This is a genomic window from Leclercia adecarboxylata, from assembly GCF_023639785.1.
GTDB classification, from domain to species: Bacteria; Pseudomonadota; Gammaproteobacteria; order Enterobacterales; family Enterobacteriaceae; genus Enterobacter; species Enterobacter adecarboxylatus_D.
Genome location: NZ_CP098325.1, coordinates 71,511 through 85,553 on the forward strand (window position 1 = coordinate 71,511; position 14,043 = coordinate 85,553).

Here is a 14,043-nt window from a genome sequence, read left to right on the forward strand (position 1 = left end):
AAGGGGGCTATCGCGCCCCCTTAACAATCCCGGCTCCCGGCAAAGAAAATCGCCGCTTCGCGGTCCCCTCAGCTTATTCCTTCCGGCTTTCGGGTCAGGCGTGATCCTACATCCCTGTAGGTCACGCCCTCTCGGCGCATCCATGCGCCTCGCCCCGGCCTACAGGAAACGCTTCGGCGATTTTCAGCCGGACCAGGGAGCTGCTATTAGTTATCTGATTTAAAATAATTTCTTCGTTGCTGTGGGTTCGTTATCGGGTTATTAAGCCAGAGCCAGGGCGCCTTCAATGCCTTTCAGCTTTTGTTGCGCCTGTTTTAATTCGCTCAGCAGCATCTTTTCATATGGATTGTGCGCCATCACCACGATGCAGCCATCCATGACTTTGACCGTCACTTTATCGCCAGTATCAAACCCCGCCGCACGCAGCCATTTGCCGGAAAGTCTCAGGTTTGGCGTACTGCGATCAAGACCTTGCGGGCGATATCCCACAATTAATGTACGCTCAGTTCCGGTTGCGGTAGTGTCTGGGGTAGAATGCGAATCAGCCATAATCAACTCCTTGATAGTTGGTGAGGTTAGATGCTCCCGTGTGTTCCTGCACATTGGGGCGTTGATAAAACAGGAGGTTTAGGTGGCCTCCTATATGGTTCAGATTAGATGGATAGGTGGCCTCATGTCAATCATAGCGCGCGAAAAAAAACCAAAAGGCGGCGGGCAGTCCCCGCAGTTTAAAATGCGTATTGATCCGGCACTGAAGGCGCAGTTGGATGCTGTGGCGGCGGAGGAAGGAGTGAGTCTCGCCAGCTGGTTGAAGGAGCTGGCGAGGGCTGAATTACGTAAACGGAGTATTCAGCCTAAAGGGTAAAATATTCAATGCGTGATAAAATGATAGCCATTTAACTTCTTAATAAATTGAGCTGTAGTATCAAATGGGACATCTACACTTTCAAAAAAAGCAAGTAAAAATAAAACTTCTATAAATTTTTCATATTTTCTAAGTTTGCCCAATTCTACTATTAATTCATTGGCATGTGTTATATCATTTCTTAATTTACATATATTAGATAATTCACTTTCTAAAATAGACCAGTTAGATTTTATTTCAGTAGGGATTCTACAGAGAAAACCCCTTAAACATTTCTCTGTGTTATATTTTGTCTTGTTACTATGGATTATTCTTTTTATGAAGCTATTAACATTTTTCTTGTCATTAAAAATATTATGTATCTCTGCTTTGTATTTAGAAATTGTGTCTTGCAATAATTTGCCATTAAGAAATTCCTTTTCAACATAACACATTGACTCCAATAATCTAAAAAATCCCAAAAATCTTTCTTCAGCATTCTGCAAACGTACATAGTGATTATATTTTTCTATGAAAGAATATTTCTCATGATTATAAAAGCTTTCAAACAAATTAAGAGGGAGTTCAGGAAGATAAGAGTAACCCTGTTGAATATTTCTGCCTAAAGGAAATAAAATGGTAATTTTCTCGGAATTTTTATTCTTTGTCGGGTAATAGAAAACAATACTTTTTCTGGTATTCCTTTTTATTAGGTTTATCTCTGAAATGTCTAGATCCCCCCCAACCAGAAAGGAAAATATCTGATAGGTTTTTTTAAGCTCAACCAAAAGGCCTTTTTCATCTTGAGGTTTCTCTAGCCTCCAGGTGAACGATGGAGGATAATATGTTCCAGACTGAAATTTAGTTATATCATAGAAAATATTGATATCATAATCACAGCTAAACACACCAAAATTTTTTACAGAGGTTCTAAATTCTGAGGTGTCAATATCTCCATTTAATAAACTTCCAGAAACGCCAAGTTTACTCTGAATTTCAGATGGTTTATTTGTAATGCCTAACCATTTGTTTAAAGATTCAGATTTTATATTAAATAAGAAATATTTTTCTTGATTAACGCATCCAGAATCTCCTATAAAAACGCATTCAGCTTCAAACTCTACTTCATGAAATGCAATAGAAGTTGGGGAGTATTGAATAGTTCTCCAGCCACCAGTAATTAATTTCAAATTCAAAAGAGTAAATGTATGGTCTCGTTCATAACAAACGAGTTTTTCTAAATTTCTACAATGACCAATATCTGGGAACTCTCTGGAATCGCTACCCTCTCCACAAATGTAGATGGATATTTTTTCAGGAGTAAGAGTTAATTTCCCTGCATAAGGTATATTATTTTCTTCAATCCAAATATTGAGTTTATATTCCTTGCTAAGAGATATTTTATCTTTCATCACATTTCCCCTTGAAATGGTTTCTTGAAAAAGAAATTTTAAGGGAATAGTAATATGAATTGGCGGAAGATCACAGGAGTCGAACCTGCCCAGGACCGCTGGCGGCCCCAACTGGATTTGAAGTCCAGCCACCTCACCGGAGATGACGATCTTCCGCGCCTCGATTGCTACATGGAGGCGGGGCGCATTATATCTACTTTCAATCATTTACCCCAACCTTTCGCACACATTTTTTACCCCTCCTTTGACCTGTATCCCCTCTTTTAAGCTAATTCTTAGGAAAATCCTCAGGTTACATTTTCCCCGTCAGCACTTTTACCGCGATCACAAAAAACAAGAATCGTAAAAACGTAACCAGAAAACGCAATACCTGCCTTGGAGGGGATGGTTTACAAGAAATGTAACCGGTCTCAGCGCCCCTACGCGTGAAGGAAAAATAATGAAAAACGAAGTCTTATCCGTCAAAGAGAAAATTGGTTACGGCATGGGTGACGCCGCAAGTCACATCATTTTCGACAACGTCATGCTCTACATGATGTTTTTCTACACCGATATCTTCGGCATCCCCGCCGGGTTCGTCGGCACCATGTTCCTGCTGGCGCGCGCGCTGGACGCCATCTCCGACCCGTGTATGGGGCTGATCGCCGACCGCACCCGCAGCCGCTGGGGTAAGTTTCGCCCGTGGATATTGTTCGGTGCCATCCCGTTTGGCCTGGTCTGCGTGCTGGCCTACACCACGCCGGACCTCAGCCTGAACGGCAAAATGATCTACGCCGCCGTTACCTACACCCTGCTGACTCTGCTCTATACCGTGGTCAACATCCCTTACTGCGCGCTGGGCGGGGTGATCACCAACGACCCGACGCAGCGTATCTCCCTTCAGTCCTGGCGCTTTGTGCTGGCGACGGCGGGCGGCATGCTCTCTACGGTGCTGATGATGCCGCTGGTGAATATGATTGGCGGCGAGGATAAAGCGTTCGGCTTCCAGGGCGGCATCGCGGTGCTGTCGGTGGTGGCGTTCCTGATGCTGGCGTTCTGCTTCTTCACCACCAAAGAGCGCATCCAGGTGCCGCCGAGCACCACCTCCATGCGCGAAGATCTGCGCGATATCTGGAAGAACGACCAGTGGCGCATCGTCGGGCTGCTCACCATCCTCAATATTCTGGCGGTCTGCGTGCGCGGCGGGGCGATGATGTATTACGTCACCTGGATCATGGGCTCGCCGGAGCTGTTCGTCGCCTTCCTCACCACCTACTGCGTCGGCAACCTGATTGGCTCCGCGCTGGCGAAACCGCTCACCGACTGGAAGTGCAAAGTCAGCGTCTTCTGGTGGACCAACGCCCTGCTGGCGGTGGCGAGCGTGGCGATGTTCTTCGTGCCGATGCAGGCCAGCATCACCATGTTCGGCTTTATCTTCGCGATTGGCGTGTTGCACCAGCTGGTGACGCCGATCCAGTGGGTGATGATGTCCGATACCGTCGATTACGGCGAGTGGACCAACGGCAAACGCCTCACCGGCATCAGCTTTGCGGGCACGCTGTTCGTACTCAAGCTGGGTCTGGCCCTGGGCGGGGCGCTCATCGGCTGGATGCTGGCAGGCGGCGGCTACGATGCCGCAGCCAAAACCCAGAACAGCGCCACCATCAGCATCATCATCGCCCTGTTTACCCTTGTACCGGCCGCGTGCTACCTGCTGAGCGCGGTGATCGCCAAACGCTACTACAGCCTGAAGACGCCATTCCTGGTCAAAATCATTAACGACCTGGCGCAGGGCGCGCGACGTAACGAGCAGGAATTTAACACCCTGCCGGTCAGCAAAGAATTACAGAACTAAGAGGACGAAAGCATGAAAATCAGTGATGGAAACTGGCTTATTCAACCCGGGCTGAACGTGACATATCCGGTTCAGGTATTCGATGTGGAGCAGCAGGGCAATGACCTGGTGGTGTACGTCGCCCCGCGTGACGTGCGCGAGCGTGCCTGGCAGCTCGACAGCCTGATGTTTACGGTGCGTCTGTTTTCCCCGCAGGAGGGGATTGTCGGGGTGCGTATCGAGCACTTCCAGGGGGCGCTCAATAACGGCCCACACTATCCCCTCAACGTCCTGAAAGACGTTAACGTGCAGATCGAAAACAACGCGGAACTGGCGGAGCTGAAAAGCGGTAACGTCAGCGTGCGCGTCACCAAAGGCGAGTTCTGGTCGCTGGATTTCTTCAGGAACGGGCAGCGCATCACCGGCAGCCAGCTGAAAAACAACGGCTACGTGCAGGACGGCAACACCGATCGCAACTACATGTTTGAGCGGCTGGATCTGGGCGTGGGCGAAACCGTCTACGGCCTGGGCGAGCGCTTCACCGCCCTGGTGCGCAACGGCCAGACGGTCGAGACCTGGAACCGCGACGGCGGCACCAGCACCGAGCAGTCGTACAAGAATATCCCGTTCTACCTCACCAACCGCGGCTACGGCGTGCTGGTCAACCACCCGGAAAACGTCTCGTTTGAAATCGGCTCCGAGAAAGTGTCGAAGGTGCAGTTCAGCGTCGAGGGCGAGTATCTGGAGTACTTCGTCATCGATGGTCCGACGCCAAAAGAGGTGCTGAATCGCTATACGCAGTTCACCGGCCGACCGGCGCTGCCGCCTGCGTGGTCTTTCGGCCTGTGGCTCACCACCTCGTTCACTACCAACTACGACGAAGCCACGGTCAACAGCTTTATCGACGGCATGGCCGAGCGCGACCTGCCCCTGCACGTCTTCCACTTCGACTGCTTCTGGATGAAGGCCTTCCAGTGGTGCGACTTCGAGTGGGATCCGGTCACCTTCCCGGACCCGGAAGGGATGATCCGTCGCCTGAAGGAGAAAGGGCTGAAGGTCTGCGTGTGGATCAACCCGTACATCGGGCAGAAATCGCCGGTCTTTAAAGAGCTGAAAGAGAAGGGCTATCTCCTGAAACGCCCGGACGGCTCCCTGTGGCAGTGGGATAAATGGCAGCCAGGGCTGGCGATCTATGACTTCACCAACCCGGACGCCTGCAAATGGTACGCCGACAAGCTGAAAGGCCTGGTGGATATCGGTGTCGACTGCTTTAAAACCGACTTCGGCGAGCGCATCCCGACGGACGTGCAGTGGTTCGACGGCTCCGATCCGCAGAAGATGCACAACCACTACGCCTACATCTACAACGAGCTGGTGTGGAACGTGCTGAAAGAGACGGTGGGCGAAGAAGAGGCGGTGCTGTTTGCCCGTTCAGCGTCCGTGGGTGCGCAACAGTTCCCGGTGCACTGGGGCGGCGACTGCTACGCCAACTACGAGTCGATGGCCGAAAGCCTGCGCGGCGGGCTGTCCATTGGCCTCTCCGGGTTCGGGTTCTGGAGCCACGATATCGGCGGGTTCGAAAATACCGCCCCGGCGCACGTCTATAAACGCTGGTGCGCGTTCGGGCTGCTTTCCAGCCACAGCCGTCTGCACGGCAGCAAATCCTATCGGGTGCCCTGGGCGTATGACGACGAGTCCTGCGACGTGGTGCGCCATTTCACCCAGCTTAAATGCCGGATGATGCCGTACCTCTATCGCCAGGCGGCGCTGGCCCGTGAGCTGGGTACGCCGATGCTGCGGGCGATGATGCTCGAGTTCCCGGACGATCCGGCCTGCGATTACCTTGACCGCCAGTACATGCTGGGGGATTCCGTGCTGGTCGCCCCGGTGTTTAGCGAGGCGGGTGACGTGCAGTTTTACCTGCCGGAGGGGCGCTGGACGCACCTGTGGCATAACGATGAGATCCAGGGCAGCCGCTGGCACACACAGCAGCATGATTTCCACAGCCTGCCGGTCTACGTGCGCGACAACACCCTGCTGGCGCTGGGCAACAACGACCAGAGGCCGGATTATGCCTGGAATGAAGGCACCGCCTTCCAGCTGTTTAACCTGGCCGATGGCGCGACGGCGGTAAGCGAAGTCCCTGCGGCAAACGGCGCGGTGGCCTTTACGCTTACCGCGACGCGCACCGGCGATACCCTGACGTTAAAAGGGAGCGGCGAGGCGCGGGGCTGGTCAGTCTGTTTGCGCAATGTGCAGCGGATCGGCGGGGTAAAAGGAGGGTCAAACGTCGGCAGCGAGTGGGGCGTAGTGGTGAAAGCGGAGGGGAACGAGGTGGTGATTCACCTCTGAGCGGTCTGTTAAACGCCCGGTGGCGCTACGCTTACCGGGCCTGCAATGTGGTTTTGTAGGCCGGGTAAGGCGAAGCCGCCACCCGGCGATGCAGTGCGGTCTGATGCCCGGTGACGCTGCGCTTACCGGGCCTACGGATCGTGCAAGCTGTGGTTTTTGTAGGCCGGGTAAGGTGAAGCCGCCACCCGGCGTTGTCCGGAGCCACTAGGGTGAAGCAACCGGCTGCTCAACCGTACTCACCGCCCCGCCCGTCATTGTCTGCGTCACCTGCTGTTTATCCATATTTATTGCGCTAAGCCTGCCGTTGACCGTCGGTTTCAACGGGGAATCCTTCTGCACGTTGCCGCTGGCGGTGAGCTGAATATTGCCGTCGCCGGTCACCGGCAGCGCCGGCCAGCCCCACTGCTGGATCACGTTCAAGGGGACGCCGCGCCCGGTCAGGTTGACGGACGTCTGGCGCACCGGCGTCTGCGATACCGTCGCTTTTGCCTCCAGAATGCCTTTCTCCGTAAAGGCGCTCAGTTCGCTGATGGAAATTGTCGAGGCGTTAGCCGAGAGCGTCAGCGACGGACGGCGCACGTCCACGCGGTTAAAGGTGGCGGCCGCGCCGTTCAGCGTGGCGGTGCCCGCCCATACGCCCCACTCACGATCTTTCGCCAGCTGCAGGTTGGTGCCGTAACCGTCCAGGGAGGTGATCTGCCACGGGAAATCAGTATCGACGTCGATCACCAGGTTACGGCTCAGGCCAAATTTACGCAGCGTGACGCTGTTCAGCCACTCCGGCAGGGTCGTCATCCACTGGGTTTTCCAGTTCTCCGGCAGGGTGTATTCCAGCCCGGCGACGGCGACATCATCCAGCACCAGCGCTTTACCGCTGCGCAACCAGTTGCCGGAGGTGCGCACCATCCCGCCTTCCCAGCGCGAGGTGAACTGGCGCAGGGCGATCCCCTGCGGGGCGAATTCGGCGTTCAGGATCGGGTCGAACAGATGCAGTGAACCGTAGATAAATTCACTCGCGTTCATCGACAGGCGACCGTCCTCACTCTCCCAGTCGCCCTGGATAAGGGTCAGGTTGCGCAGATTTAAATCGAGATCGGTTACCGCCCAGTCCGGCCCCTGCAGGCTGGCGTCGGTCACATCGAGGCGGCCAATCTGCAACGACGGCAGGGTGGTGATGGGGGCAAAGAAGTCGGCCAGGGATTTATCGCTCTGCAGGCGGATGTCGTTCAGGCGCATGTTGTCCACCTTCCAGCCGCCGTTGGCGTCGCGGCGCGCGGTGCCGGTGAGCGAGCCCCGGGCCATATCTGCGCCGATGGTGGTCAGCACCACCTCTTTATCGCTCAGCTCGCCTTCAATCAGCACGTTACTGGCCGGAACGCCGTTCAGCGTCAGCGACCCGGCGCTGATCTGGATCTGGGCTTTTTTGCCCAGCACGTTACCTGCTTCAGGATCCCAGGGCCGCACGCCGCCGGTCACCTTCTGGGCGCTCAGGTCCCACGCGGTATTCGGGCTGTTAAACGCCATGTTATTCAGCAGCAGACGATCGGCCTTAAAAGGAAGAGGTGCGGTCTGCGGGGAGAGGTTCAGCGTGCCGTCAAACAGGGTGATGGTATCCATGTGCAGCGGATCGGTGAGCTGGCGGCTGCTCACGCCAATATCCACCATTTTTGCGACCAGCGTCGCGGGCTGGCCATCGCGCCCGAAGGTGACGTTTTTCAGCACCAGGTGTGTGGGGGACGAGAAGCGGTGATCCATCAGGTCGAAGTTGAGTTCGTAATCGGTGTTTACCGTGATCCAGTTGCTGACCTGCGCTGCGCCCCAGCGGGTCTGGACAAGGATATAGAGCGCGAGGATCGCAATAAGCAGGACGGCCAGAATACCGACGAGAAGCTTTCCAATAAATTTCATGGTCTTCCATCACGTAAAACGCACATAAAGGAGTTATGCACGATTTATACGCAATGCTCAAGGCGGGAATGGTGTAATTACGTGTCACGGCAGCAGTTGCCTGCTGCCGTGAAAGGGGATCAGTTTTTTTCTGGCGGGAAAATCAGGTTCAGGACGATAGCGGTGATCCCGCCGGCGGCGATGCCGGAAGAGAGCAGGTTCTTCACCCAGTCCGGGGCGAACTGCAGGATCAGCGGCTGCTGAGAAACACCCAGACCCACCGCCAGCGACAGGGCAATGATCATGATAGCGCGGCGGTTCAGCGGCTCGCGGGAGACGATACGCACGCCCGATGCCGCGATGGTGCCAAACATCACCAGCGTTGCACCACCCAGTACCGGCTCAGGGATGTGCTGCACAAAGCCGCTCACTGCCGGGAACAGGCCGAGCACGATCAGCATCAGCGCCACGACAAAGCCCACGTAGCGGCTGGCAACGCCGGTCAGCTGGATCACACCGTTGTTCTGGCCGAAGCAGGAGTTCGGGAAGGTATTGAACACGCCGGAGACAAAAGAGTTCAGGCCGTTTGCCAGCACGCCGCCCTTCAGGCGCTTCATGTACAGCGGACCAGAGACCGGCTGTTCAGAGACGTCAGAGGTTGCGGTAATGTCGCCGATGGTTTCCAGAGAGGTGATCATGAATACCAGCATCAGCGGCAGAAGCAGGTTCCAGTCAATGCCCAGGCCATAGTAGAGCGGTGTCGGGACCATAATCAGCGGGCTGTCGGTCGGGGCAGCAGACTGCGGCAGCATGCCCATCGCCCAGGCAGCCAGGTAGCCTGCGGCCATGGCAATCACCAGCGACGCGACGCGCAGGTACGGGTTGCGCTGACGGTTAAGCAAAATAATGATTGCCAGCACGATGCCCGCCAGCAGCAGGTTTTTCGGTGCGCCGAAGGTGTGGTCGTTCATCGCCGCATAGCCGCCGCCGATGGAGGTCAGGCCTACCTGAATCAGCGACAGGCCGATAATCATCACCACCACGCCGGAAACCAGCGGGGTAATGATGCGGCGCGCCAGGTGAAGAACACGGGAGATGACCATTTCGGTGCAGCTCGCCAGCATCAGGGTACCGAACAGCGCCGCCATCATCGTTGGCACATCCGCGCCGCCGGTTTTCAGCGCTGTGCCGCCCATGATCAGCGGGGCGACAAAGTTAAAGCTGGTGCCCTGAATCGACAGCAGACCGGAGCCCACCGGGCCCCAGGCTTTAATCTGAATGATGGACGCCACGCCCGAGGCAAACAGCGACATGCTGATGATGTGTTGCGTGTCCTGCGCCGGTAATCCGAGCGCCTGGCAGATCAGCAGAGCGGGAGTAATAACGGCCACAAACATGGCCAGCAGGTGCTGACAGGCGGCGAACAAGGTCTGCGCCAGCGGCGGACGATCTTCAAGACGGTAAATCAGTTCACTGTTTTGCGTCTGCGCAATCGGTTGCGCATCCTGCTGTTCAACGGCGTTAACGGACATCTGCTGCGACCCCTGGAGGAAAAGCGGGCATTTTAGCCGAGTGGATGAGAAAAGCAAACGATTGCCAACAAAAAACGCAGAGAAATTCTACTGCAAAATACGCCTTTTTCTGTCCCGACGCGGCAAAGTTCATTACACTCCTGCTCCCGATTGTGGTTATAACGCGCAATCGTTACAGGAAAACGCGCATGTTGATGGAGCACGTGCCTTTAAAGGAGCCCACTATGATTCATCTCGATACATTGTCGACCCTCGTTGCGGCAACACTTGTTTTACTGCTTGGCCGTAAACTGGTTCACAGCGTCCCCTTTCTCAAAAAATACACCATCCCGGAGCCCGTCGCGGGCGGATTGCTGGCCGCCATTGCGCTGCTGGTGCTCAAAAAAAGCATGGGTTGGGAAATCAACTTTGACATGACCTTAAAAGACCCGCTGATGCTGGCCTTTTTCGCCACCATCGGCCTGAACGCCAACCTGTCCAGCCTGCGGGCAGGCGGCAAAGTGCTGGGGGTGTTCTTGATTGTGGTGGTCGGGCTGCTGGTGATGCAGAACGCCATCGGCATCGGTATGGCGTCGCTGCTGGGGCTGGATCCGCTGATGGGTCTGCTGGCCGGTTCGATCACCCTGTCGGGCGGACACGGTACCGGTGCGGCATGGAGTAAGCTGTTTATTGAACGCTACGGCTTCCAGAATGCCACCGAAGTGGCGATGGCTTGCGCCACCTTCGGGCTGGTGCTGGGCGGCCTGATTGGCGGCCCGGTGGCGCGCTATCTGGTGAAGCACTCCACCACCCCGAACGGCTGCCCGGACGATGAGATCACGCCGTCTGCCTTTGAAAAGCCGGACGTTGGGCGCATGATCACCTCTCTGGTGCTGATTGAAACCATTGCCCTGATCGCCATCTGCCTGACGGCAGGTAAAGTGATTGCACAATTGCTGGCGGGTTCCGCGCTGGAGCTGCCGGTCTTTGTCTGCGTGCTCTTTGTCGGGGTGATCCTCAGCAACAGTCTCTCACTGCTGGGCTTTTATCGCGTCTTTGAGCGGGCGGTATCGGTGCTGGGTAACGTCTGCCTGTCGCTGTTCCTGGCGATGGCGCTGATGAGCCTCAAGCTGTGGGAGCTGGCGTCGCTGGCCCTGCCAATGCTGGCGATTCTGGGGGTACAGACCCTGTTTATGGCGCTCTACGCTGTCTTCGTCACCTGGCGACTGATGGGCAAAAACTACGATGCGGCAGTGCTGGCGGCAGGACACTGCGGCTTTGGTATGGGGGCAACGCCGACGGCGATCGCCAACATGCAGGCCATTACCGAGCGCTTTGGCCCGTCGCATATGGCGTTTCTGGTGGTACCGATGGTGGGGGCGTTCTTTATTGATATCGTCAACGCGATCGTCATTAAGCTCTATCTGATGTTGCCAATCTACGGCTGATCAGGCGTTCGAGTAACGCTCGGTCTCTGGCATCCAGCGGTCGATTAACGCTGCCGCCTGTTCGGGGTAGCGTTCATGAATATGGCGTGCCAGACGCTGAACTTCAGGGATCATGCCCTGATCGCGCAGTAAATCCGCCACTTTAAATTCGGCATTACCGGTCTGACGGGTGCCGAGCAACTCACCCGGCCCACGAATCTCCAGATCCTGTTGCGCAATCACAAAGCCGTCGTTGCTGTCGCGCAAAACCTGCAGGCGCTTCTGTGCCGTTTTCGACAGCGGGGCTTTATAAAGCAGCACGCAGTGGGAGGCCACCGCGCCACGTCCGACGCGGCCACGCAGCTGGTGCAGCTGGGCCAGACCCAGACGCTCCGGGTTTTCGATGATCATCAGGCTGGCGTTAGGCACGTCCACCCCCACTTCAATTACCGTGGTGGCGATCAGCAGATGCAGCTCGCCCTGCTTGAAGGCCTGCATCACCGCCTGTTTCTCGGCAGGCTTCATGCGGCCATGCACCAGGCCGACGTTCAACTCCGGCAGGGCCAGCTTTAACTCTTCCCAGGTGGCTTCTGCCGCCTGCGCTTCCAGCAGGTCGGACTCTTCAATCAATGTGCAGACCCAGTAGGCCTGACGGCCTTCCTGGCAGGCGTTGCGCACGCGATCGATAATATCGCTGCGGCGCGTGTCAGGGATAGCGACAGTGGTCACTGGCGTACGCCCCGGGGGCAGTTCGTCGATGACGGAGGTGTCGAGATCGGCATAGGCGGTCATCGCCAGGGTGCGGGGGATCGGCGTCGCGGTCATGATCAGCTGGTGCGGATGGTACCCCTGCTGTAGCCCTTTCTCCCACAGCGCCAGACGCTGATGCACGCCGAACCGGTGCTGCTCATCAATGATCACCAGCGCCAGACCGTGAAACTGCACCTGCTCCTGGAAGATGGCATGAGTACCAACAATCATCTGCACCTGACCGCTGGCAATCGCCTCCTGCTGCGCCTGTCGCGCCTTGCCTTTTTGCTTTCCGGCCAGCCAGCCCACTTCAACGCCCAGCGGCGCAAACCAGCTGCGGAAATTGTTCGCGTGCTGCTCGGCCAGCAGTTCGGTGGGCGCCATCAGCGCAACCTGTCTGCCGTGTGCAATGGCGCGCAGGGCGGCCAGGGCGGCCACCAGCGTTTTGCCCGAGCCCACGTCGCCCTGGACCAGGCGCATCATCGGCACGTCCAGCGCCATATCGCGCTCGATCTCGGCGGTCACGCGGGCCTGTGCTCCGGTAGGTTTAAACGGTAGCGAGGCCAGCAGTTTATCTTTTAAATCTTTACGGGCCGGGAGCGGCAGGGCGTGAAAACGCTGGGCACCGGCGCGTAACGCCAGCATGCTCAGGTTATGCGCCAGTAACTCTTCAAGGATGAGGCGTCGCTGTGCCGGATGCTGCCCGCTCTCTAAATCGCTTAGCTGCAGCGTCGGCGGCGGGCGATGCAGGGTACGCAATGCGTCAGGCAGGCTCATCATCCCTTGCGCCAGCTCGGGCGGCAGCAGTTCCGCTATGGCGCAGGTGTCCAGCAGCTCCAGCGCCTGATCGGTCAGCTTGCGCAGCGTCGCCTGCTTAACCCCTTCGGTGGTCGGGTAGACCGGGGTCAGCGTCTCCTGTAGCTCCGGCGTGCTGAGATCGCCCTGTACGCGGTACTCCGGGTGGATCATCTCCGCGCCGTATTTGCCGCGTTTGGCTTCGCCGTAGGCCAGCACCCGGCGCCCGGTAGCGAGACTGTTCTTCATTGCCGCGCTGAAGTTAAAAAAGCGCATCGTCAGAATGCCGGAGCCGTCGCTGATCTGGCAGGTCATCATCCGGCGGCCGCCGAAGGTGATGTTGCAGTTCAGGACTTCGCCTTCAACGGTGGCGTAAATGCCAGGCAGGAGTTCGCCGATCTGATAAAGCTGGGTGCGGTCTTCGTAACGCAGGGGGAGATGCAGGAGGAGATCCTGCACGGTATGCAGGCCAATTTTTGCCAGTTTGCTGCTCTGGGCCGCGCCAACGCCCGTCAGGGAATTGAGCGGCACAGCATCCAGCAGACGGCCTTGCATGATTTACTTCGCCGCCTGCATCGTGGCCCACCACGTCGCATCGGCTTCAATTTCGCCCTGCTGATTCACGTGGGGGTAGGGTAATTTTTTCTGCTTCGCCACTCTGGCCAGCACCGGATAACCGCCTTCAAACAGCAGGCGCTGCTGTTCCTCTTCCGGCAGCATGCTGTTTTCGCGCTGGTACATTCCGGCATTTTGCCGCTGACGCTGGGCTTCATACAGAATGAGTGCCGAGGCTACGGAGACGTTCAGGGACTGCACCATGCCGATCATGGGAATGATGATGTCCCGATCCGCCAGATCTAACGCTTCCTGGGTGATCCCCGTTTTTTCCTGACCCATCAGAATGCAGGTCGGGCGGGTGTAATCAATCTCACGGAAATCGACGGCTTTGTCGGAAAGATGCGTCGCCAGCACCTGCATGCCGCGCCCTTTCAGATGCGAAATGGCTTCGCCAATGGTGTCGTGGGCTTTAACCTGTACCCAGCTGTTGCTGCCTGCGGCAGCCGAAGCCATGGGACGCATCCGCGTCCCCTTCCAGACGGCGTGCACTTCATGCACACCGACGGCATCTGCGGTACGGACGATAGCAGCAACGTTATGAGGTTTATGGACCTGCTCCATGCAGACCGTCAGATCGGGCTGACGCCTGGCGAGCATCTCACAGATGCGTGCATAACGCGTTGCATTCATAAAG

Annotated in this window: 10 protein-coding genes and 1 tRNA gene; 4 read left to right on the top strand and 7 right to left on the bottom strand. The window is 56.4% G+C overall.

The features are described 5' to 3' along the window. Positions 1 to 261 precede the first annotated feature (261 nt). Positions 262 to 549, bottom strand: a complete 288-nt coding sequence (locus tag NB069_RS00370; protein WP_250586850.1) for a SymE family type I addiction module toxin — start codon at positions 547 to 549, stop codon at positions 262 to 264. 124 nt (positions 550 to 673) lie between these two features. On the opposite strand from NB069_RS00370, the gene NB069_RS00375 reads away from it, so the two are divergent. Continuing rightward, positions 674 to 865 carry a toxin-antitoxin system HicB family antitoxin gene (locus NB069_RS00375; RefSeq protein WP_250586852.1) on the top strand — a complete coding sequence of 64 codons (192 nt, stop codon included), beginning with the start codon at positions 674 to 676 and terminating at the stop codon, positions 863 to 865. Between the two features lie 5 nt (positions 866 to 870). On the opposite strand, the gene NB069_RS00380 is transcribed toward NB069_RS00375, so the two are convergent. Beyond that, positions 871 to 2,256: a hypothetical protein gene (locus tag NB069_RS00380; RefSeq protein ID WP_250586854.1), complete on the bottom strand. Its 1,386-nt coding sequence runs from the start codon at positions 2,254 to 2,256 to the stop codon at positions 871 to 873. Positions 2,257 to 2,316: 60 nt separating this feature from the next. Next, positions 2,317 to 2,411 (bottom strand) — tRNA-Sec (locus NB069_RS00385). 284 nt (positions 2,412 to 2,695) lie between these two features. Here NB069_RS00385 and NB069_RS00390 point away from each other — a divergent pair. Together NB069_RS00390 and yicI are read left to right on the top strand one after the other, a co-directional pair. Next, positions 2,696 to 4,090, top strand: a complete 1,395-nt coding sequence (locus tag NB069_RS00390; protein WP_250586856.1) for a glycoside-pentoside-hexuronide family transporter — start codon at positions 2,696 to 2,698, stop codon at positions 4,088 to 4,090. Positions 4,091 to 4,102: 12 nt separating this feature from the next. Further along, on the top strand, positions 4,103 to 6,421 hold the full coding sequence (yicI, locus tag NB069_RS00395) for an alpha-xylosidase (RefSeq protein WP_250586858.1): 2,319 nt from the start codon (positions 4,103 to 4,105) through the stop codon (positions 6,419 to 6,421). A gap of 204 nt (positions 6,422 to 6,625) precedes the next feature. Here yicI and NB069_RS00400 read toward each other — a convergent pair whose 3' ends face one another. Together NB069_RS00400 and NB069_RS00405 are read right to left on the bottom strand one after the other, a co-directional pair. Next, a complete protein-coding gene (locus NB069_RS00400; protein WP_250586860.1) occupies positions 6,626 to 8,329 on the bottom strand; it encodes an AsmA family protein in 1,704 nt (567 codons plus the stop codon). A gap of 119 nt (positions 8,330 to 8,448) precedes the next feature. After that, complete coding sequence (locus tag NB069_RS00405; protein WP_039030184.1) at positions 8,449 to 9,840, bottom strand: nucleobase:cation symporter-2 family protein; 1,392 nt, start codon at positions 9,838 to 9,840, stop codon at positions 8,449 to 8,451. 224 nt (positions 9,841 to 10,064) lie between these two features. Here NB069_RS00405 and gltS point away from each other — a divergent pair, with 224 nt between their 5' ends. After that, on the top strand, positions 10,065 to 11,267 hold the full coding sequence (gltS, locus tag NB069_RS00410; protein ID WP_250586862.1) for a sodium/glutamate symporter: 1,203 nt from the start codon (positions 10,065 to 10,067) through the stop codon (positions 11,265 to 11,267). Here gltS and recG read toward each other — a convergent pair whose 3' ends face one another. Next, a complete protein-coding gene (gene recG, locus NB069_RS00415; RefSeq protein ID WP_250586864.1) occupies positions 11,268 to 13,346 on the bottom strand; it encodes an ATP-dependent DNA helicase RecG in 2,079 nt (692 codons plus the stop codon). It lies immediately after the preceding gene. Positions 13,347 to 13,349: 3 nt separating this feature from the next. Beyond that, on the bottom strand, positions 13,350 to 14,039 hold the full coding sequence (trmH, locus tag NB069_RS00420) for a tRNA (guanosine(18)-2'-O)-methyltransferase TrmH (RefSeq protein ID WP_250586866.1): 690 nt from the start codon (positions 14,037 to 14,039) through the stop codon (positions 13,350 to 13,352). Between the last annotated feature and the right edge of the window lie 4 nt (positions 14,040 to 14,043).